Source organism: Achromobacter veterisilvae (assembly GCF_900496975.1).
GTDB classification, from domain to species: Bacteria; Pseudomonadota; Gammaproteobacteria; order Burkholderiales; family Burkholderiaceae_B; genus Achromobacter; species Achromobacter veterisilvae.
The window spans coordinates 191,078-211,727 of the sequence record NZ_UFQC01000010.1; the positions used below are offsets into that span (position 1 = coordinate 191,078).

The following is a 20,650-nucleotide window of genomic DNA, read 5'->3' on the forward strand; positions in this document are numbered from 1 at the left end:
AAGAGGCGTCAGGCGGCGAACTCGCCGCCCAGATAGGCTTCGCGTATGCGCGGATCGCGTCGCAGTTCGGCCGCCGGCCCCTCCAGCATCACCGACCCGCCCTCGAGCACATAGGCCCGGTCCGCGATTGCCAGGGCCTGGTTGGCCATCTGCTCGATCAGCAGAATCGTCATGCCTTCGGCGCGCAGGCGCTTGAGCCCCCGGAAAATATCCACGGTCACCAGCGGCGCCAGGCCCAGCGAGGGTTCATCCAGGATCAGCAGCCGGGGGTTGGACATCAGGGCGCGGGCGATGGCCAGCATCTGCTGCTCGCCCCCGCTCAAGGTGCCCGCGACCTGCTCGCGGCGCTCCCTGAGCCTGGGGAACATCTCGAAATAGCCCTCGATCTGGCGCGCCACGCGCTCCCGGTCCCGGCGGATGAGGTAGCCGCCCAGCAGCAGGTTCTCGTATACGGTCTGGTCGGTGAATACCTGGCGGCCTTCGGGCGCCATGGCCAGGCCGGCCATCACGCGCTGGGGCGTGGGCAGCCCGCGCAGGTCGCGGCCCTCGAAACGCAACTGCCCGCTGGCCGGCACCAGGCCCATGACGCCGCGCAGAAGACTGCTCTTGCCCGCGCCGTTGGCTCCCAGCAAGGCGACGATCTCGCCCTGCGCGATCCGCATCGACACACCGCGCACCGCGCGCACCGGGCCATACGAGATCTCCATGTCGTCGATATCGAGCATCACTCCTCCAATCCCGCGTCGCTGCCCAGATAAGCCTCGATCACACGCGGGTTGCTCTGGATCTCCTTGGGATTTCCCTCCGCGATCACCAGGCCTCTATCCAGCACGACGATGTGATCCGAGATATTCATCACCAGGCTCATATCGTGCTCGACCATCAGCACCGCGACGCCGAGCGCGCCGATGCGGCGCACCAGTTGGCCCAGTTCGCGGGTTTCCTGCGGATTCAGGCCCGCGGCCGGTTCGTCGAGCAGAAGCAAGGCCGGGCGGCTGGCCAGCGCGCGCGCCAGTTCCACGCGCCGCTGCACGCCATAAGGCAGGCTGCCCGCCCGGGCCTGGGCGTGCGCAAGCAGGCCGGTAAACGCCAGCACCGCCATGACTTCCTGCCGCGCCTGCGCTTCCGGCACGCCCTGGCCCAAGCGCGAATGGGCGCCCACCAGCACGTTGTCCAGCACCGACATGGCGCCAAACAGGCGCAGGTTCTGGAAGGTCCGCGCCACGCCGGCGGCCGCCAGCCTGTGAGCGCCGGCCCGCGTCATGTCGCGGCCTTGCAGGGTCAGCGTGCCCGCGGTCGGCGGGATGACGCCGGTCAGAATGTTGATCAGCGTGCTCTTGCCCGCCCCGTTGGGGCCGATCAGCGCGTGAATGCGCTGCGGCTCCAGCACCAGATTGACATCCTGGGCCGTCACCACGCCGCCGAAGTTCTTGCAGATGCCCGACAGTTGCAGCAAGGGAACCCCCTTGGCGACCGGGCGCACCGGCAGCTCGGCACCGTTCGGCGCGGCCGGCAGCTCGGGCGGCGCGGGCCGCCAACGGTCGAACAGGCCGACGATGCCGCGCGGCATGAGATAGAGCGCGAACAGCAGCATCCCGCCATAGACGAAATGCTGGGCAAACGGCCACTGCGCCAGAAACACTTCGGCCAGCGTCAGCACGACGGCGCCCGCCAGGGGGCCGTAAATCGTTCCCGCGCCGCCAAGCAGGACCAGCAGGAGAATGAAGACCGAAAGGTGAAAGGTGATGAAGTCGGAATTGAAATACTGATTCTGCTGCGCCACCAGCGCCCCGCCCAGGCCGCACAGGGCCGCCGCCACCATGAAGGCCAGCGTCTTGTAGCGATAGACCGCGATGCCCGAACAAGCGGCGGCGATCTCGTCGAACTGCAAGGACAGCAGGGCCCGCCCGAAGCGGCCGCGGAAGGCGCGCGCCAGCGCCAGGTGCACCGCCAGGCTCAACCCTATCACCAGCCACACCCATTGCTGCAAGGAGAACGGCGTCTGGGCGATGGCCAGCGGCGCGATCCCGTAGATGCCCTGGGCGCCCCCGAACACGTCGGTCCATTCCGTGACCAGTTTCTCGGCCACGATGCCGAAGGCCAGCGTCACCAAGGCCAGGCTGGGGCCTTTCACGCGCAACGAGGGCAAGGCGATCAACAGGCCGACCCCGGCCGCCACCACGGGAGCCGCCGCCAGCGCCAGCGCCGGGTGCCATTCCCATCGCGTCGTCAGCAAGGCCACCGCATAGGCGCCGGCCGCGAACAGGCCGGCCTGCCCCAGGGACTTCTGGCCCGCATAGCCCGCGAGCACATTCATGCCGGCCGCGCACAGATAATAGACCCCGCACATGAACATGATGCGCAGGTAGAAATCATTGTTCAGCACCAGCGCCAGGACGGCGAGCAAGGCCGCCACCACGACGGCGCCCGGCCGCAGGCTGCCGCGTGGGCGCGGCGCCGGCTGTGCCTGAGTCTGGGCCGCGCTCATACTTTCTCCACCAGTGTCTTGCCGAACAGGCCGTTGGGAAAGGCCGCCAGCACCGCAATCACCACCACGAACACCACGATTTCGCGCCACTGCGCGCTCCACAGGCCCGTGAAGGATTCCGCCAGGCCGATCAGGATGCCGCCCAGCATGCAGCCGCGCAGATTCGTGAGCCCGCCCACGATGGCGGCCGAAAAGCCCTTGAGCGCGATCACCACGCCCATGAACAGCGAAGCCGAGACGATGGGCGCGATCAGCACCCCGCTCAAACCCGCCAGGGCCGAGCTCACCACGAAAGTCAGCGCCATGACGCGCGTGACGCGTATGCCCATGAGGGCGGCCGCATCGCGGTTCAGGGCGACGGCCCGCATGCTGCGGCCCAGCGAGGTGCGGTGCATGGCGAAGTCCACCGCCCCCAGAAGCAGCATGGCCAGCACCAGCACCACGATCTCCTGCGACCTGAAGCCGGCCCCCGCCACGCGGATCACCTCATCGCCCAGGGGGGCCGCCACCATGCGCGCGCCCGGTCCCCAGAGAGACAGCGCGGCGCTTTGCATGATGATGCCGAAGCCGATGGTGCTCATGACCCAGGACATGCCGGGCCTGCCGGCAAAAGGCCGGATGGCCGCCAGATAGAGCGGCAGCCCCATCACGCCCATGACCACGGTAGCGGCCATCGCGGCCAGCACATAGGCCCAGGGCGAAGTCGCCGGATCTATGGCCAGCGCGCTTCCCACCAACCCTACTGTGCCCAGGCCCACGAAAGCCCCCACCGAGACGAAATCGCCCTGCGCGAAGTTCAGCGTCCGCGTGGTCGTGTAGGTCAGGCTGAAACCCAGGGCGATCAAGGCATAGATGCCGCCCATCGTCAGCCCGCCGATCAAGGCCTGAAGTATGGTTGTCGACATACTTTGCCTTTACTTCTTGAAGTCGGCCGGCGTCATGGCATCGAGCACCGGATCCTTGAAGTCCACCACGACGCCGCCTTGCCAGCGCGACCAATGGTAGTCCTGCGCCTGCAGGCCTTCATGATTCGCGGCCGAGAACGGCTGCGTGTATTGCTTGACCAGGCCGTCGACCGGCTGTTGCAGGTTTTCCAGCGCGCGGCGCACGGCCTCGCCATCCAGGCTCTTGGCCTGCTCGGCGGCGGCTGCCCACACCAGCACCGTGTCGTAGGCCTGGGTCGCCGCCCAGAACATCGACGGGTTGGCCAGCTTGGGGCCGATGCGCTCAAGCAGCGACTTGGCCGCCGGCGACTTCGCCTCGCTGGAGGTGGTCAGAAATACCGGCCACTCCATCAGCTTGTTGCCCGCCACCTGTGGAAAACCGCTGAACGAGGCCGCCCAGGTCGTCAGCACGCGCGGCATGTAGTCGATCTTCTCCATGCTGCGCACCAGATGGCCCAGAGGCGCGGCCTGGGCCCAGACCACCAGCGTGTCGACGCCGGCCGCCTTGGCCTTGCCCAACTGCGACGTCATGTCCGTGTCGCGCGCGTCGAACTTCTCGATCACCGCCGGCTTGATGCCGTGCAGGGCGGCGATCTGCTCCATGTCCTTCAGGCCCGCCTGGCCATAGCCCGTGGTCTCGACAAAGAAGCCGATCTTCTTGGACTGCGGACTCTTGGCGGCATAGGCGACCAGCGCGGCCGCCTGATCGCGGTCCACCATGGAAATGCGGAAGAGATAATTGGGATTGTTGCCGGCCGGCTCGGTGATGGCCGTGCTCGAGGCGCTGGAAACCAGCACCGGCATCTTCTTCTGGTTGGCGATGTGCTTCCAGGCCAGCGCATTGCCCGAATTGGTCGGCCCGAAAACCACCGCCACCCGCTCGCGGTCGATCAGGTCGGTCATGTTCTGGATGGACTTGGGCGGCTGGCCCAGGTCGTCGCGCACCAGAAACGTCAGCTTGCGCCCGAGCACGCCGCCGCGCTTGTTGATGTCGTCCACCGCGGCCGTGATGCCCAGTACGCCGATCTGGCCCGATTCGGCCGAGGGCGAACCCGAAATATCGCCGTTGTACGAAATCTTGATGTCCTGGGCTTGCGCCGAGCAGGCGACGGCGGCCGTCGCCGCCAATAGCCAATGCTTCAATGTCTTCATGTGTCTCCTCCGGTGGTTGGTGTGCCGTACTTGGCGGCTGTTGTAATGGCTGTGGATTCAACCCGGGGGTCGCGGGTCGTCGGGAAGATCGATCTCCAGGTCCAGCAAATACCCCGCCAGCGACTTGCCGTGCGAATCCAGGTTGAGGGCGTCGTTGACGCCTCCATCCAGCACGTCATCGATGACGAAATTCATCGCCGCCAGTTGCGGCAGCAGATAGCGGCGGATTTCGCCGGGCTGCCGGTGGGCGAACACGCGGCGCACGGCCGCGACGGTCACCTGGGCAACGATGCTGTCGTAATGGCGCGGGTCATAGGCAATGACACTGATATTGGAGCGATTGCCCTTGTCGCCCGTGCGGCCATGCGCGATCTCGAATAAATGCACCCGCTTGGCGGCCGTCATGCCAGCACCTCATGGCTCGCGTTCACCAGCGCGCGGTCGATATAGGCCGAGCGCGTCTCCAGACGCCGCCGCACGGCGCTGCGCACCCCGCCGCCGCCGGCGGGCCCGCAGCAATAAAGCGCATTGACCTCGCGCGCCAGGGTGTCGGCTGCCGCGCGCTCGGCGAACTTGCCGGCCACCCTCAGACGCACGTCGCGCGCGCCGCTGTCGGGCAGGCCGCGCATCAGACGGCCGTCGTCGTCGGCCAGCAGGCTCTGCACGCCGATGAGATCGACGCGCAGGCCCTCGCCCAGGCGATGGCGGATCACGTCGGCGGCCAATCTGGCCCGCGCCTCGGCGCGCGGGCCGCCATAGGAAATCTCGGCCTCGCCCAGCCAGCCGCCCTCATAGAAGGCGCTCACTTTGAGCGTGTCGGGACGGCGATGGCCGCGCACCCCATTCAAGGCCACGCGGTCGCCCCCCAGTTCGGTGACCGTGGCCGCGCTGATATCGGCTGAAACGTCCGGCGTCAGATAGGCCGAGGGGTCGTGCACTTCGTAAAGCAACTGCTCGGTGACCGTGCGGCGATCGACCACGCCGCCGGTATCCTCGGCCTTGCCGACGATGCAATGCCCGTCGGGCAGAATCTCCGCCACCGGGAACCCCAGATTCCATAGGCCCGGCACGTCCTTGAAACCGGGGTCGGCAAAATAGCCGCCCGTCACCTGCGAACCGCACTCCAGCAGATGGCCCGCCATAGTCGCCGGACCGAGGCGGTCCCAGTCATCGGCCGCCCAGCCGAAATGCGCCAGGGCCGGGCCGCTCACCAGCGAGGGATCGGCTACCCGGCCCGTCACCACGATATCCGCGCCATCGAGCAGGGCGGCCGCGATGGCCTCTCCGCCCAGATAGACATTGGCGCTCACCAGCGAGGCGGGCCGCGCCAGGCCGGCCAGGCCGATCACGGCCTCGGCGTCCTCGCGCGCCAGCAGGTCATCGCCGCGCACCACGGCCACGCGCGGGGCGCGCAGTTTCAGTTCTCGCGCCAGGCCCAGGATATGCCGGGCGGCGCCCTCTGGATTGGCGGCGCCGAAGTTGCTCACGATGGCGATGCGCTCGCGCAGGCACAGCTCCAGCACCGGGCGCAGCAAAGGCTCTAGCAGAGGCTCGTAACCGGCTTGCGGGTTCTCGCGGCGGGCCAATTGGGCCAGGGCAAGGGTGCGCTCGGCCAACGTTTCCAGAATCAATACCCGGCGTCCTTCACGCCGGGCCAGGGTGCGCACCACGGGCAGGGGCGCGTCCAGGCGATCCCCCGAAAAACCGGCCCCACATCCTATCCAGAGCGGCGTCACCATTGTCTCGTCATGTTGTTGGAATGAACGGATTGTGGGAGCCGCAAACTCAGAAGTAAAATCGAAATTTCAAAACCATTCATCCAAAAACCAAATCAATTGGAATGAACCTCTCCACCCGCCAGCTCCGCGCCTTCGTCAGCGCCGCCGATCACCAGAACTTCACCCGCGCGGCGGCCGAAATCGGCCTGTCGCAGCCGGCGTTCAGCGCATTGATCAAGTCGTTGGAAGAAGAATTGGGCGCGCAGCTCTTCGTGCGCAACACCCGCAATATCGAACTGTCCGCCTTCGGCAAGCTGTTCGAGTCCTTTGCGCGGCGTTCCCTGTATGAAACCGACACCGCGCTGCAACATCTGCAGGACTACGCGGCGGGGCGCATCGGAACAGTACAGGTCGCCGCCCTGCCCTCGGTGGCGGCCAGTTGGCTGCCGCCCGTCTTCCGGCAATTCCGCGCCCAATACCCGGGCGTGACCACCGTGCTGCGCGACGGCATGTCGCAAGAATGCGTGGAATTGCTCAGCAATGGCGAGATCGACTTCGCCATCGCCACTGTCGACCACTATGCCGCCAAGCTCGAACGCCAGCTCCTGTGGCAGGATCAACTGCACCTCATCTGCCCGCCCGACCATCCCCTGGCCCGCCAGCGCAAGCGCGTGACCCTGGAGCAGATCGCCCAGTACCCCATCGTCAACTTTGTCAGCCACAGTAGCGTGCGCCAGCGCGTGGACGCCGCCTTCGGACCCCATACGCTCAATACCGTCCTGGAGGTCGAACATCTGGCCACCGCCAGCGCCATGGTCGAAAGCGGCGTGGGCCTGACCATCGTCCCCACGCTCACGCTCTACCAGTTCCGGCGCCCCACCCTCACCATCCGCGCCATCGAAGACAATAGCTTCAAGCGGGAGGTCTTCGTCCTCACCCGAAAGAACAGACAGCTCTCGCGTCCGGCCCGAGCGATGTTCGACATGGTGACGGCCCACGTAGCCGGGCTGAAGCATGACGGCTGAGCGGCATACGGCAGAAGAGTGAGTCCTGTTCAACGGTCATGATTTGGGACTATTCTGTGTTGCCGTACCCCCAACACGGAGGAGCCCGCACCATGAATCTGCACCGTCTGCTCAAGCAGCGAGAAGCCGATCACAAGCCGTTGCGCGTCGCATTGCTGGGCGCCGGAAAGTTCGGCGCGATGTTCATGAGCCAGGCCCCGCGCACGCCGGGGATGAGATTGGTGGCGGTGGCGGACCTCGCCCCCGACCGCGCCCGCGCGGCGCTCACCCGCGTCGGCTGGCCCGCCACGGCGCTCCACGCCACCAGCACCGGCGACGCCCTGAAGAACGGCAAGGTCTACTTCAGCGACGACCCCTACGCCCTGATCGCCAGCCCCGACGTCGAAATCGTCATCGACGCCACCGGGCAGGCGGCCGCGGGCATCGGCCACGTGCTGGCCTGCTGCGAACACGGCAAGCACATCATCATGGTCAACGTCGAGGCCGACGCGCTGGCCGGGCCCCTGCTGGCGCGCCGGGCGCGCGAGGCGGGCATCGTCTACTCGCTGGCCTACGGCGACCAGCCCGCCCTGATCTGCGAAATGGTGGACTGGGCGCGCGCCAGCGGCTTCGAAGTCATGGCCGCGGGCAAGGGCACCAAGTACCTGCCGGAATTCCATACCTCCACGCCCGACACCGTCTGGCCCTATTACGGTTTCACCGCCGAAATGGTCGCGGCGGGCGACTTCAACGCGCAGATGTTCAACAGCTTCCTGGACGGCACCAAGAGCGCCATCGAGATGGCCGCGGTGTCCAACGCCACCGGGCTGCTGCCCTCGCCTTCCGGCCTGCATTTCCCGCCCTGCGGCGTGGACGACCTGGCCCGCGTGCTGCGCCCGCGCGAAAGCGGCGGCATCCTGCACCACCGCGGGCAGGTGGAAGTGATTTCCTCGCTGGAACGCGACGGCCGGCCGGTGTTCCGCGACCTGCGCTGGGGCGTCTACGTGACGCTGGCGGCGGACAGCGACTACGTGCGCCGCTGTTTCCAGGAATACGGGCTGGTCACGGATCCCAGCGGCAACTTCACGGCCATGTACAAACCCTATCACCTGATCGGGCTGGAACTGGGCATCAGCGTGGCCAGCGTGGGCCTGCGGCGCGAGCCCACCGGCGCGCCCGCCGGCTGGCACGGCGACGTCGTCGCCACCGCCAAGCGCGACCTCCCCGCCGGCCAGATCCTGGACGGCGAAGGCGGCTATACGGTGTACGGCCGGCTGATGCCGGCCCGCGATTCGGTGGCGGACGGCTACCTGCCGCTGGGGCTGTCGCACCAGGTCAAGCTGAAGAACCCGGTGCGGCAATCGCAGGCGATCCGCTGGCGCGACGTGGAATTCGACGAAAGCGCCACGGCGGTGCAGTTCCGGCGGGAGATGGAGCAGACCTTCGCCTGAGAACGCATGAGGTAGGAGTTTTCTTGAGCCGCCGATGTCCGGACTGCGGGATTCCGCAGCAAAAACGCCCTAAACAGGCGCGGGACGCTCCGCCTGGAACAGCCGCAGGCGGTCGGCGGCGTTGCGCAGGTGCTGTTCGGCGGCCTGGCCGGCGGCGTCCGGATCGCCGCCGTCGATGGCGGCGAAGATGGCCTGGTGTTCGCTCTGCACCGCGGCCATGCGCTCGGCGTACATGCGCGCCGTGTTGTTGCGCGCGCTGCGGATGACGCGCCGGACATTGGCTTCCAGGTAGTCGTTCAGCGCCACCAGGTGCGGGTTGTGCGTGGCCTGCACGATGGCCTGGTGGAACTGGTAGTCCTCTTCGTCGCCCAGCTTGTCGTTCAGCAGCGCGTATTCCATGCCCACCAGCGCCTGGCGCATCTTCTTCAGGTCCGCCTCGGTGCGGCGCTGGGCCGCGTAGCGCGCCGCCGTGACCTCGATGGACAGCATCAGCTCCAGGATGTGCTCCAGGTCCTGGTTGTCGCCGGGCGTGGGCGCGGCGATGCGGAACGCGTTCTTCTGGAAGTTCGGATCGACGAAAACGCCGCTGCCCTGCTGCGACGTGATCAGGCCTTCGGACTTCAAGCGCGCCAGCGCCTCGCGCACGACGGCGCGGCTGACCGAGTAGGTTTCGGTCAACTGCTTTTCCGTGGGCAGGCGATCGCCGGGCGCGAGCACCCCCTGGCGTATCTGCTCCGCCAGCGCGTCGCCCAGCGCCGCGGAAAGCGAACTCTTGGGCGCGGCGCGCGGAGGATCCTGTTCTTGGGTGGGCTGCATTGGAATCGTGAATACCTGCCGGCCGCGCGCGCGCGGCCCTGTCTGTTGATCGGAATACCCGTTTGCCGCGGCGGCGGCCGCCGCGGAATTCGACTTTACGCGATATAGATGCCGCCGTTGACCTGCATGACCTCGCCGGTGACGAAGCTGGCCAGCGGCGAACACAGGAACGCGATCGAACCCGCGATTTCCTCGGCGGTGCCGAAACGGCGCAGCGGCGTGCTTTCCAGCAACTGCCCGCCCTTCTGCCCGATCAGGTCATGGGTCATGGACGTGGCGATGATGCCGGGCGCCACCGCGTTCACGCGGATCTGCGGCGCCAGTTCCAGCGCCAGGCTGCGCGTGAAGCTCTGCACCGCGCCCTTGGACGCGGAATAGGCGGCGTGCGCGTAGCTGCCGCGCTGGGCGGCCAGCGAGGTCAGCAGCACGATGGACCCGTCATGGCGCAGGTGGCGCTGGGCGGCGCGGCACACGTAGAACGTGCCGTCCAGGTTCACGCGCATCAGCGTGCGCCAGGCCTCGTCGCTGGTGTCCTTGACCAGGTTTTCGGGATAGATGCCGGCGCAGTGCACCAGGTGGTCCAGCCCCCCGAAGTGCTTGGCCGCGGCCTCGAACACGCGTTCGCAATCCGCCGAAGCGGACACGTCCAGCGCGCGGGTGTAGACGCGCTGGCCGCTGGGGTCCAGTTCGGCCGCGACCGCTTCCAGCCGCGCGCCGTCGATGTCGGTCAGCACCAGCCGGGCGCCGTGCGCCGCCATCAGCCGGGCCGTGGCCAAGCCGATGCCGTTGCCCGCGCCGGTGATGACGGCAACCTTTCCTTCGAACGAAATCATCTTGTCTCCTGAAGCGCTTTTTCGAGCGGACCGGCGGCTTCCCGGCCGCCGCTGCAATTCCGATTGAACTCCTGAACCGGCCGCTTGACACGGGAAAAACGCTTGCCCTATGATTTATCTGACAACTTAATAAAGTTGACTGACAACTTATTCCGAAAGCGTAAATCAACTGCCGCTTTCAGGCAAGCGCGTCGGCAACACACGGCTTCGAGGCCGCAGCACCGGCAGGGGACAAATCAGGTGGAAATCACCGGCAGCACTACCGTTTTCGCAATCGCGGCGGACCCGATCGCGCACGTCAAGACGCCCCAGCGGCTCAATGCGCTGCTGCGCGAGCGCGGCGCCGACGCCGTCATGGTTCCCTTCCACGTGCGCGCCGAGGCCCTGCCCGGCCTGTTCGCCGGCCTTCGCGGGCTGGCCAACCTGGGCGGCATCGTGGTGACGGTGCCCCACAAGGAAAGCGCGGCCGCCCTGTGCGATGCCCTGACGCCCTCCGCCCGGCTGAGCGGCGCGGTCAACGCGGTGCGCCTGCGGGATGGCGTGCTCACCGGCGGCAACTTCGACGGCCTGGGCTTCGTGGCCGGGCTGCGCGGCCAGGGGCACGACCCCGCGGGCCGCCATGTCTACCTGGCCGGCCTGGGCGGCGCGGGCAAGGCCATCGCCTGCGCCATCGCCGACACCGGCCCCGCCAGCCTGCGCCTGTACAACCGCAGCGCCGACAAGGCCGCGTCCTTCGCCGCCCATCTCGGCCGCCAATACCCCGGCCTGGCCGTCAGCCTGGCCAGCTCCGCTCCCGGCCCCTGCGACATCGCCATCAACGCGACTTCGCTGGGCCTGGACGACACCGATCCCCTGCCCTTCCAACTGGACGCCCTGGCCGCCGGCACCGTCGTCGCCGACGCCGTGATGAGCCGCGTCGACACGCCCCTGCTGCGCGCCGCCGCCGCGCGCGGCTGCCGCACGCATCCGGGCCTGTACATGCTGGAAGGACAGATCGCAGAAATTGCCCGCTTCCTGGGCATACAAGAGCCGCAATAAGCGCGCTTGCTTGATCCACGGGTTCACCCACTCCCATTCACGGAGGAGACACTCATGAAGTTTGCTTTCACTTCCGGCCTGCTATGCCTGGCCGGCATCGCCGCATCCGCCCAGGCCGCGCCCGTCAAGGTCGGCCTGATCGAAACGCTGTCGGGCCCGCAGGCCTCGACCGGCCTGATATTCCGCTCCGCGGTCAAGTATGAGCTCGACCGCATCAACGCCGCCGGCGGCTGGAACGGCCAGCCGCTGGAACTGGTCGAATTCGACAACCAGGGCGGCCCGGTGGGCGCCTCCGACCGCTTCCGCGCCGCCGTGGCCGACGGCGTGCAGATCCTGGTGCAGGGGGCCTCGTCGGCCATCTCCGGCCAGCTTACCGAAGACGTGCGCAAGCACAATCTGCGCAACCCGGGCAAGGAAGTCGTGTTCCTGAACGTGGGCGGCGAAGCGCTGGAACTGACCGGCCAGAAATGCCATTTCTACCATTTCCGCTTCACCACCAACGCCGACGTGCGCGTCAAGGCGCTCGCCTCGGTCATGTCGGCCGACGGCACCCTGGGCAAGCGCGTGTACGCCATCAACCAGAACTATTCCTGGGGCCAGGACATGGAAGGCGCCACGGAGCGCTTCGCCAAGCAGTACGGCTACGAGGTGGTGGGCAAGACCCTGCACGAAGTCAACAAGATCCAGGACTTCGCGCCCTACGTGGCCCGCATCCGCTCGGCCAACCCCGACACCGTGGTCACCGGCAACTGGTCCAACGACCTGCTGCTGCTGATGAAGGCCACGCAGGCCGCGGGCCTCAAGGTCCGCTTCGCCACCGTGTTCCTGGACCAGGTGGGCAACCTGGCCAACGCCGGCGACGTGGCGCTGGGCCATTACATCGCCCACCCCTACAACATCGAGGCCGCGGGCGAGGAAGGCGCCAAGTTCGCCGAGGACTACAAGGCCAAGACCGGCCACTACCCCAGCTACACCGAGCCGCAGACCGTCATCGGCATCACCTTCCTGGGCGAAGCGCTCAAGCAGGTCAAGCCGCAGGACGGCAAGCTGTCGGTGCCGGAACTGGCCAAGGCGCTGGAAAAGGTCACCTACACCTCGCCGCTGGGCACCTACACCATGCGCGCCGAAGACCACCAGGTGCAGTTGCCCATGGTGGTATCCAAGGTCGGCAAGAACGCCAAGTACAAGGCCGACGGCACCGATATGGGCTTCGAACCGGTGAAGGTCCTGGCCGCGGCCGACGTGTCCGCGCCGGTCCAGGCGACCTGCAAGATGCAGCGTCCGGATTGATGCTGTATGGGGGGATGCCATGTGGGTGTCTGACACCCTTGTAGACGCCTTTCAAGTTTGAAGGGTATCTCATTGGGTGTCAGACACCTGGCTCATCGGTGCATGGGTGTCTGACACCCTTGTAGGCGCCTTTCAAGTTTGAAGGGTATCTCATTGGGTGTCAGACACCTGGCCCACCGGCGTATGGGTGTCTGACACCTCGCCAAGGTGGCATCAAGCCCGCAACAACTATGCGCACACCGGCGCGGGCCGGAAAAAACAAGTGCGCGATCGCTCGCAAGACGCACGCCGTCTTAGCGCAAGAATCCTGGAGCGGACATGGAATACTTTACCGTCTCGCTGTTGAACGGCGTGATTTACGGCCTGCTGCTATTCATGGTGTCGGCAGGCCTGACACTGATTTTCGGGATGATGGGGGTGCTCAACTTCGCGCACGCATCGTTCTACATGATAGGCGCGTACGCCGCCTATACCCTGACGCCCGTCACCGGCTTCTGGACGGCGCTGGTGCTGGCCACCGTCATCGCGGGCGTGCTGGGCATGGGCGTGGAGCGCTTTTTCCTGCGCCGCGTCCACAAGTTCGGCCATGCGCAGGAACTGCTGGTGACCTTCGGCCTGGCCTTCATCGTGGCCGAGCTCATCAAACTGTTCTACGGCGATTTCCCGGTCGACTACCGGGTGCCGCAATTCCTGAACTTCGCCGCCTTCCGCGTGTTCGACGCGGACTATCCCTTCTACCGCCTGCTGATGGGCGGCGTGTCGCTGGCGATGTTCGCGGTCATCTACCTGCTGCTGTCGCGCACCCGCGTCGGCATCGTGGTGCGCTCGGCCATCTACCGCCCGCGCATGGCGGAAGCGCTGGGCCATAACGTGCCGCTGGTGTTCATGAGCGTGTTCGGCGTGGGCGCGGCGATGGCCGGCCTGGCCGGCGCGGTCGCCGGCGCGTTCTACACCACCAACCCGAACATGGCGCTGGAACTCGGCGTGCTGGTGTTCGTGGTGGTCGTGGTGGGCGGCCTGGGCTCGCTCGAAGGCGCGATGATCGCGTCGCTGCTGATCGGCCTGATCAGTTCCTTTTCCGTCGGCATCGACGCCAGCCTCGCGTCCCTGTTCGGCCTGTTCGGCGCCGGCGAATGGGCCGAAAGCGTGGGCGGCCTGATGACCGTGAAGATTTCCAGCCTGGCTGCTACCCTGCCCTTCCTGCTGATGCTGGTGGTGCTGCTGGTCAAGCCCTCGGGCCTGAAGGGAGAACAGCCATGAGCCAGACCCGCCGCACTTCCGGGATCCTCCTGCTGATCCTCTGCGTGGCCGCGCTGTGCGCGCTGCCCTGGCTGCTGCCTCCGGGCCAGTTGGTGGCGGCGGTGCAGATGCTGATCGCCGCGCTCTTCGCCTGCGCCTTCAACCTGCTGGCCGGCCAGGGCGGCATGCTGTCCTTCGGCCACGCCGCGTACTTCGGCGTGGGCACGTTCGCCACCATCCACGCCATGAACGCGCTGGGCGGCGCGGGCCTGCTGCCCACGCCCCTGATGCCGCTGGCCGGCGGCGTGGCCGGCCTGCTGTTCGGCCTGGTCGCCGGGTGGTTCGCCACCATGCGGGCCGGCGTGTATTTCTCGATGATCACGCTGGCGCTGGCCGAACTGCTGCATGCGCTGGCGCCGCACCTGAAGGGCGTGTTCGGCGGCGAGGCGGGCCTGTCCGCCATGCGCATGCCGGCCTGGGGCTTTACCTTCGGCTCCGACGTCGAGGTGTACTTCCTGGTGCTGGCCTGGGTGGTCGTGTCGCTGGCCGCGCTTTACGGCCTGACCCGCACGCCGCTGGGCCGGCTGACGCTGGGCCTGCGCGAGAACGCCCACCGCCTGCGCTACCTGGGCTACCGGCCGCACACGCTCAAGACCATGGTGTTCGCGCTGTCGGCCATGTTCGCCGGCATCGCCGGCGGCCTGCAGGCCCTGAACATCGAGGCCGGCAACTACGTGCTGTTCGAGGTCAAGCTGTCCACCGACGCGGTGCTGTTCGCCTATATCGGCGGCGTCAACGCCTTCCTCGGCCCGGTGCTGGGCGCCTCCATCCTCACCTTCCTGTCGCAGACGCTGGCCGACATCACGCGGTCCTGGCTGCTGTACCAGGGCATTCTTTTCGTGCTGGTGATGCTGTTCGTGCCGGACGGGCTGGTCGGCCTGGTGCAGCGCGCGGCCAAGTCGCTGCGCGAACGCGGCCTGGCCAGTTGGCTGCCGCGCGCCGCGGTGTCGGTGGCGGCCGGCCTGCTGCTGACCTGCGCCACGGTCTTCTCGGTGGAAATGCTGCAACGCATGTTCGCCCGCGACTACCGTTCGCTGCTGGCGATGAACCCGGACGCCGGCTGGCCGCCCATCCCGCTGTTCGGCCACGACTGGGCGCCGCTGGCGCCGTCCACCTGGCTGATTCCGCTGGCGCTCTTCGCCGTGGGCCTCGCGGCCTGCCGCTGGGCGCTGGCGCTGTGGCGCGACGACGCCGAAGCCGCACCCGTGCTGGAGGCCGCGAAATGAGCCACGACATCCTGACCCTGACCGACGTGCGCAAGTCTTTCGGCGAAGCGCAGATCATCCGCAGCGTGAACCTGAAGGTGGAGGCGGGCGAACGCCACGCCGTCATCGGCCCCAACGGCGCGGGCAAGTCCACCCTGTTCCACCTGATGTCGGGCTCGTTCGCGCCGACCTCGGGCGATATCAGCCTGCGGTCGCGCTCCATCGGCGGCCTGCCGCCGGAACGCATCAACCGGCTGGGGCTGGCGCGTTCGTTCCAGATCACCAACGTGTTCCCGCGCCTGTCGGTGCGCGAGAACCTGCGGCTGGCGGTGCTGCGCATGCATGGCCTGGTCTACAACTTCTGGCGCCCGATCGCGCGCAACCGCGCGGTCAACGAAGACGTGGACCGCCTGCTGGAGAAGGTCCGGCTGACGGAGAAGCAGGACACGGCCGCCGGCGACCTGAACTATTCCGAGCAGCGTTCGCTGGAAATCGGCATGACCCTGGCGTCGCGCCCCAAGGTCATCCTGCTGGACGAACCGATGGCGGGCATGTCCCAGCACGAAGTGGACTACACGGTCGAACTGATCAAGGACGTCACCCGCGACTGCACCCTGCTGATCGTGGAGCACGACATGCAGGTGGTGTTCTCGCTGGCCGACCGCATCAGCGTGCTGGTGTACGGCGAGATCCTCGCCACCGGCACGCCGGCCGACATCCGCGGCGACGCCCGTGTGCGCGAAGCCTACCTGGGAGAGGAAACGGTATGAGCACCCCGACGAATACATCCGCCCCCCTGCTGAGCCTGCAAGGCGTGCACGCCCATTACGGCAAGAGCCACATCCTGCACGGCATCGACCTGGCCATCGGCCGCGGCGAAGTCGTGAGCCTGCTGGGCCGCAACGGCGCGGGCCGCTCCACCACCATGAAAAGCATCATGGGGCTGGTGGACGTGACCGGCGGCCGCATCGCCGTCGAAGGCCGCGACATCACCAACAAGCGCCCCTTCGAGATCGCCCGAGCCGGGCTGGGCTTCGTGCCGGAAGAGCGCGAGGTGTTCGCCAACCTGACGGTGGACGAGAACCTGCGCATGGGCGAACAGCCCCGGCGCGACGACGCGCCCTTCTGGTCGGCGGACCAGATGTTCGATTACTTCCCGCGCCTGAAGGAGCGCCGCGGCACGCGCGCCGGCAATCTGTCGGGCGGCGAACAGCAGATGCTGACCATGTGCCGCTCGCTGCTGGGCAATCCCAAGGTCATGCTGATCGACGAGCCCACCGAGGGCCTGGCGCCGAAGATCGTGGAAGTGATCGCCGACGTGATCCGCGACATCCACAAGCGCGGCGTGTCCGTCGTGCTGGTGGAGCAGAAGCTGACCATCGCGCTGAAGGTTTCCACCCGCGTCAGCGTGATGGGCCACGGCCGCATCGTTTTCGAAGGACCGCCCGCGCAACTGCATGAGCGCCAGGACGTCGTCCAGGAATGGCTGGCGGTCTGACCGCCGGCGCCACACCCTTCTTACAGGCAAGTACCGTGGACAACACCAACGAACCCCTCCATCCCGAACTGCGCGGCCAGGCTGTCGTGATCACCGGCGGCGCCAAGGGCATCGGCCTGGCCGCGGCGCAGGCGTTCGCCCGCCAGGGCGCCCGCATCGCGCTGCTGGACATGGACGCCGCGGCGCTGGACGAGGCCGTCGCCGGACTCGCGGCGCAGGGGGCCGAGGCCCTGGCCTGCCAGGCCTCCGTCACCGACGCCGACGCGGTCGAACGCGCCTTCGCCCAGGCCGAGGAGGCCTACGGCCGCATCGACGTGCTGGTCAACAACGCCGGCGTGTCCGCCAACAAGCCGACGCTGGAAGTCAGCGTGGACGAATGGCGCCGCGCCGTGGACGTCAACCTGACCGGCGTGTTCCTGTGCGCCCAGGCCGCCGGCCGCCGCATGGTGCCCGCCGGCTCGGGCGCCATCGTCAACCTGGCCTCCATGTACGGCGTGGTGGCCGCGCCCGACCGCGCCGCCTACTGCGCCACCAAGGGCGCGGTGGTGCTGCTGACCGAGACCCTGGCCGTCGAATGGGGCCCGGCGGGCGTGCGCGTGAACGCGCTGGCGCCGGGCTACGTGGAAACGGACCTGGTGCGCGACCTGGCCGCGCGCGGCCGCCTGGACCCCGAACGCCTCAAACAGCGCACGCCGCTGCGTCGCCTGGCGCAGCCGGCCGAAATGGCCGACCTGGCGGTGTTCCTGGCCTCGCGCCAGGCCGCCTACATCACCGGACACACCCTGGTGGCCGACGGCGGCTGGAGCCGCTACAGCTACCTCTAACCGCAAGACGCCTACCCACATTCTGGAGATTCATTCATGGCCACCTACCAACCGCTTGGCTCCCAAGCGCCCTGGCGGCAACTGACGGTCGAAGCCAAGGACTGGCAGCAGGCGGACCCCGCCCTGCTGGGCACCATGCTGACCCAACTGCATTGGATCCGCGCCTTCGAAGAGGCCGTGCTGGACCTGGCCGCGGAAGGCCTGGTGCACGGCCCCGCGCACTCGTCCGTGGGCCAGGAAGGCGGCGCGGTCGGTTCCGTGCTGGCGCTGGGCGCCGGCGACCAGATCAACGGTTCGCACCGCGGCCACCACCAGTTCCTGGCCAAGGCGCTTCAGCACGTCGCGCCGCTGGGCCTGGATCCGCGCAACCCGCTCACGCCCGCCATCGACGAGGTGCTGCAGAAGACGCTGGCCGAGATCATGGGCCTGGCCCAGGGCTATTGCCGCGGTCGCGGGGGCAGCATGCACCTGCGCTGGCTGGAAGCGGGCGCGCTGGGCACCAACGCCATCGTCGGCGGCGGCGTGCCGCTGGCCGCGGGCGCCGGCTGGGCCCACAAGCACGCGGGCACCGACCGGGTGGCGGTGACCTACTTCGGCGACGGCGCGGTGAACATCGGCTCCGTGCTGGAAACCATGAACCTCACCGCGGCCTGGAAGACGCCGCTGTGCTTCTTCATCGAGAACAACCGCTACGCCGTGTCCACCACGGTGGAAGAATCCACCGCCGAACCGCGCCTGTCGGCGCGCGGCCAGGCCTTCAACATTCCGTCCTGGCAAGTGGACGGCATGGACCCGCTGGCGGTCTACCTGGCGATGTCCGAGGCCGTTGCCCACATGCGCGCCGGCCGCGGCCCCACCATCGTCGAAGTGGACGTGTACCGCTTCTTCCACCAGAACGGCCCCTTCCCCGGCAGCGCCTTCGGCTACCGCAGCAAGGACGAGGAAGCGCAATGGCGCCGGCGCGACCCGCTGGACCGCATCGCCGCCGAGATGATCGGCCGCGGCCTGATCTCGCAAGCCGAGGTCGACGCGCTGCGCCAGCGCTGCAAGGAAGTGATGAAGGACGTGTCCGGCCGCCTGACGGAAGCGGCCGACGGCGGCAAGCGCCGAGTGCGCACCGACCTGTGGCCCAGTCCCGACTTCCGCGACGTGGGCCTGCGCAGCGACGGCTCGGAACTGGCCGGCCTGCGCTACCAGGAAGCCGCCGACTACGCCGGCCAGTCCGTGGAACGCAAGTTCGTGGACGCCGTGGCCGACGTGCTGGACCGCCGCATGGAAACGGACGGCGGCGTGGTCGTGCTGGGCGAGGACGTGCACCGCCTGAAGGGCGGCACCAACGGCGCCACGCGCGGCCTGAAGGACAAGTACCCCGACCGCGTGCTGGGCACCCCCATTTCCGAGAACGCCTTCGCCGGCCTGGGCGGCGGCCTGGCCATAGACGGCCGCTACAGGCCCATCGTGGAATTCATGTACCCCGACTTCATGTGGGTCGCGGCCGACCAGATCTTCAACCAGATCGGCAAGGCCCGCCATATGTTCGGCGGCGACATCGACGTGCCCTTCGTGCTGCGCACCAAGGTCGCGATGGGCACGGGCTACGGCTCGCAGCACTCGATGGACCCGGCCGGCATCTTCGCCACCGCGCCGGGCTGGCGCATCGTCGCGCCGTCCACGCCGTATGAATACGTCGGCCTGATGAACACCGCCCTGGCCTCCAAGGATCCGGTGCTGGTGATCGAGCACGTGGATCTGTACGCCTCGTCGGGCGAGGTTCCGGCGGACGACCTGGACTATGCGATTCCGTTCGGCCGCGCACGCGTGCGCCGCGCCGGCGGCAAGGTCACCATCCTGACCTACCTGTCCATGGTCGGCCGCGCGCTCAAGGCCGCGGAGGAAGCCGGCGTGGACGCGGAAATCATCGACCTGCGCACCCTGGACCGCGCCAGCCTGGACTGGGACACCATCGGCGCCAGCATCCGCAAGACCAACAACGTGCTGATCGTGGAACAGGGCGCGCGCGGCACCTCCTACGGCGCCATGCTGGCCGACGAGATCCAGCGCCGCTACTTCGACTGGCTGGACCAGCCCGTCAAGCGCGTGACCGGCGGCGAGGCCTCGCCCAGCATCTCCAAGGTGCTGGAGCGCGCGGCGTTCGCGGACACCGAGGAAGTCGCGGCCGGCCTGGAAGACGTGTTGGCCGACCTGGGAGAAAAGGCATGAGCGGCCCCCTGCGTATGACCGTGCCGATGGAAGTCGGCATCTGCTGCGCCGACCTGGACGCGCTGCTGGCCTTCTACACCGGCGTCGTCGGGCTGAAGCTCGTCAACCGCGTGAGCGTCCCCGCCGACAAGGCGCGGGCCACCGGCCTGACGCGGCACGGCTATGACGTGGCGCGCCTGCAGACGCCCTATGGCGAACGCATCAAGCTGCTGCAGCCCAGTGCCGCGCCCGAAGCCGCCGCGCGCGGCGAGGCCATCCTGGACCGGCAGGGCGCGACCTACCTCACCTTCATCGTCCGCGACCTGCCCGCCGTGGTGCGCGATATGGAGGCCAAGGGTGTCGTGTTCGACAGCACGCCGGCGCCGATGGAAGTGCGGCCCGGCACCTGGCTGGCGTTCTTCCGCGATCCCGAAGGGAACGTGCTGGAACTGGTCGAATACGACGATCCCGCCGCCTACCGGCCGGACCTGGCCGGCGCCGAACAATAGGACGAACAACGTGGCACACCTTATCAAGCTCCCCTCCGTCGCGGCCGACACCTCGGGCGGCACGCTGCACCAGTGGCTCAAGAAAGAAGGCGACGCGGTCGCCGTGGGCGATGCGCTGGCGGAAATCGAAACCGAGAAGGCCATCGTCGAGATCAACGCCGAACATGCCGGCGTACTGGGCCGCATCGTGGTGCAGGCCGGCGCCGCTTCGGTCCCGGTGAACACCGTGATCGGCGTGCTGCTGGCGCAGGGCGAGGACGCCTCGGCCATCGACCGCGCCCTGGCGGAAAGCGGCGCCGCCCCCTCCGCCCCGCCCGCTCCGGCGGCCTCGAGCGCCGCCCCTGCGCCCGCCGCGGCGCAAACGCCCGCGCCTGCTCCCGCC

20 protein-coding genes are annotated in these 20,650 nt (G+C 67.9%); 12 read left to right on the forward strand and 8 right to left on the reverse strand.

What is annotated here, in order from left to right:
* Positions 1 to 8: 8 nt before the first annotated feature.
* From AVE30378_RS11735 to AVE30378_RS11760, 6 genes are read right to left on the reverse strand one after another with little or no spacing between them, the layout of a single operon-like run.
* The gene (locus AVE30378_RS11735; RefSeq protein WP_129241031.1) at positions 9 to 725 is read right to left on the reverse strand and encodes an ABC transporter ATP-binding protein; all 717 of its coding nucleotides are present in this window, start codon (positions 723 to 725) and stop codon (positions 9 to 11) included.
* The gene (locus AVE30378_RS11740) at positions 725 to 2,488 is read right to left on the reverse strand and encodes a branched-chain amino acid ABC transporter ATP-binding protein/permease (RefSeq protein ID WP_129241032.1); all 1,764 of its coding nucleotides are present in this window, start codon (positions 2,486 to 2,488) and stop codon (positions 725 to 727) included. The genes AVE30378_RS11735 and AVE30378_RS11740 overlap by 1 nt, the downstream gene beginning before the upstream one ends.
* Entirely contained in the window at positions 2,485 to 3,393 is a 909-nt protein-coding gene (locus AVE30378_RS11745; RefSeq protein ID WP_129241033.1) for a branched-chain amino acid ABC transporter permease, read from the reverse strand. Before AVE30378_RS11745 ends, AVE30378_RS11740 begins: the two co-directional genes overlap by 4 nt.
* Before the next feature lie 9 nt (positions 3,394 to 3,402).
* A complete protein-coding gene (locus AVE30378_RS11750; RefSeq protein WP_129241034.1) occupies positions 3,403 to 4,584 on the reverse strand; it encodes an ABC transporter substrate-binding protein in 1,182 nt (393 codons plus the stop codon).
* A 57-nt stretch (positions 4,585 to 4,641) separates the two neighbouring features.
* Positions 4,642 to 4,989 carry an AtuA-related protein gene (locus AVE30378_RS11755; protein WP_129241035.1) on the reverse strand — a complete coding sequence of 116 codons (348 nt, stop codon included), beginning with the start codon at positions 4,987 to 4,989 and terminating at the stop codon, positions 4,642 to 4,644.
* Entirely contained in the window at positions 4,986 to 6,323 is a 1,338-nt protein-coding gene (locus tag AVE30378_RS11760) for an acyclic terpene utilization AtuA family protein (RefSeq protein WP_129241036.1), read from the reverse strand. The genes AVE30378_RS11755 and AVE30378_RS11760 overlap by 4 nt, the downstream gene beginning before the upstream one ends.
* 101 nt (positions 6,324 to 6,424) lie before the next feature.
* Here AVE30378_RS11760 and AVE30378_RS11765 point away from each other — a divergent pair, with 101 nt between their 5' ends.
* Positions 6,425 to 7,327: a LysR family transcriptional regulator gene (locus AVE30378_RS11765; RefSeq protein WP_129241037.1), complete on the forward strand. Its 903-nt coding sequence runs from the start codon at positions 6,425 to 6,427 to the stop codon at positions 7,325 to 7,327.
* A gap of 92 nt (positions 7,328 to 7,419) precedes the next feature.
* Positions 7,420 to 8,757: an NAD(P)H-dependent oxidoreductase gene (locus tag AVE30378_RS11770; protein WP_129241038.1), complete on the forward strand. Its 1,338-nt coding sequence runs from the start codon at positions 7,420 to 7,422 to the stop codon at positions 8,755 to 8,757.
* A gap of 69 nt (positions 8,758 to 8,826) precedes the next feature.
* On the opposite strand, the gene AVE30378_RS11775 is transcribed toward AVE30378_RS11770, so the two are convergent.
* Both AVE30378_RS11775 and AVE30378_RS11780 read right to left on the reverse strand, forming a co-directional pair.
* Positions 8,827 to 9,573, reverse strand: coding sequence for a FadR/GntR family transcriptional regulator (locus tag AVE30378_RS11775; protein WP_129241039.1), 747 nt, complete (start codon positions 9,571 to 9,573; stop codon positions 8,827 to 8,829).
* Between the two features lie 95 nt (positions 9,574 to 9,668).
* A complete protein-coding gene (locus tag AVE30378_RS11780) occupies positions 9,669 to 10,406 on the reverse strand; it encodes an SDR family NAD(P)-dependent oxidoreductase (RefSeq protein WP_129241040.1) in 738 nt (245 codons plus the stop codon).
* 240 nt (positions 10,407 to 10,646) lie between these two features.
* Here AVE30378_RS11780 and AVE30378_RS11785 point away from each other — a divergent pair, with 240 nt between their 5' ends.
* The 10 genes from AVE30378_RS11785 to AVE30378_RS11830 all read left to right on the forward strand — a co-directional run.
* On the forward strand, positions 10,647 to 11,444 hold the full coding sequence (locus tag AVE30378_RS11785) for a shikimate dehydrogenase family protein (RefSeq protein ID WP_129241041.1): 798 nt from the start codon (positions 10,647 to 10,649) through the stop codon (positions 11,442 to 11,444).
* Positions 11,445 to 11,498: 54 nt separating this feature from the next.
* Positions 11,499 to 12,734: a branched-chain amino acid ABC transporter substrate-binding protein gene (locus AVE30378_RS11790; protein ID WP_129241042.1), complete on the forward strand. Its 1,236-nt coding sequence runs from the start codon at positions 11,499 to 11,501 to the stop codon at positions 12,732 to 12,734.
* A gap of 318 nt (positions 12,735 to 13,052) precedes the next feature.
* Positions 13,053 to 13,994, forward strand: coding sequence for a branched-chain amino acid ABC transporter permease (locus tag AVE30378_RS11795; RefSeq protein ID WP_129241043.1), 942 nt, complete (start codon positions 13,053 to 13,055; stop codon positions 13,992 to 13,994).
* Positions 13,991 to 15,259 carry a branched-chain amino acid ABC transporter permease gene (locus tag AVE30378_RS11800; protein WP_129241044.1) on the forward strand — a complete coding sequence of 423 codons (1,269 nt, stop codon included), beginning with the start codon at positions 13,991 to 13,993 and terminating at the stop codon, positions 15,257 to 15,259. The genes AVE30378_RS11795 and AVE30378_RS11800 overlap by 4 nt, the downstream gene beginning before the upstream one ends.
* Complete coding sequence (locus AVE30378_RS11805; protein ID WP_129241045.1) at positions 15,256 to 16,008, forward strand: ABC transporter ATP-binding protein; 753 nt, start codon at positions 15,256 to 15,258, stop codon at positions 16,006 to 16,008. Before AVE30378_RS11800 ends, AVE30378_RS11805 begins: the two co-directional genes overlap by 4 nt.
* On the forward strand, positions 16,005 to 16,736 hold the full coding sequence (locus AVE30378_RS11810) for an ABC transporter ATP-binding protein (protein ID WP_129241046.1): 732 nt from the start codon (positions 16,005 to 16,007) through the stop codon (positions 16,734 to 16,736). Before AVE30378_RS11805 ends, AVE30378_RS11810 begins: the two co-directional genes overlap by 4 nt.
* A 35-nt stretch (positions 16,737 to 16,771) precedes the next feature.
* Positions 16,772 to 17,560 (forward strand): SDR family NAD(P)-dependent oxidoreductase, encoded by a 789-nt coding sequence (locus tag AVE30378_RS11815; protein ID WP_129241047.1) that lies wholly within the window; start codon positions 16,772 to 16,774, stop codon positions 17,558 to 17,560.
* Between the two features lie 36 nt (positions 17,561 to 17,596).
* Complete coding sequence (locus tag AVE30378_RS11820; protein ID WP_129241048.1) at positions 17,597 to 19,780, forward strand: alpha-ketoacid dehydrogenase subunit alpha/beta; 2,184 nt, start codon at positions 17,597 to 17,599, stop codon at positions 19,778 to 19,780.
* On the forward strand, positions 19,777 to 20,268 hold the full coding sequence (locus AVE30378_RS11825) for a VOC family protein (RefSeq protein WP_129241049.1): 492 nt from the start codon (positions 19,777 to 19,779) through the stop codon (positions 20,266 to 20,268). The genes AVE30378_RS11820 and AVE30378_RS11825 overlap by 4 nt, the downstream gene beginning before the upstream one ends.
* A 10-nt stretch (positions 20,269 to 20,278) precedes the next feature.
* A partial coding sequence (locus AVE30378_RS11830) for a biotin/lipoyl-containing protein (RefSeq protein WP_129241050.1) occupies positions 20,279 to 20,650 on the forward strand: 372 nt, incomplete at its 3' end.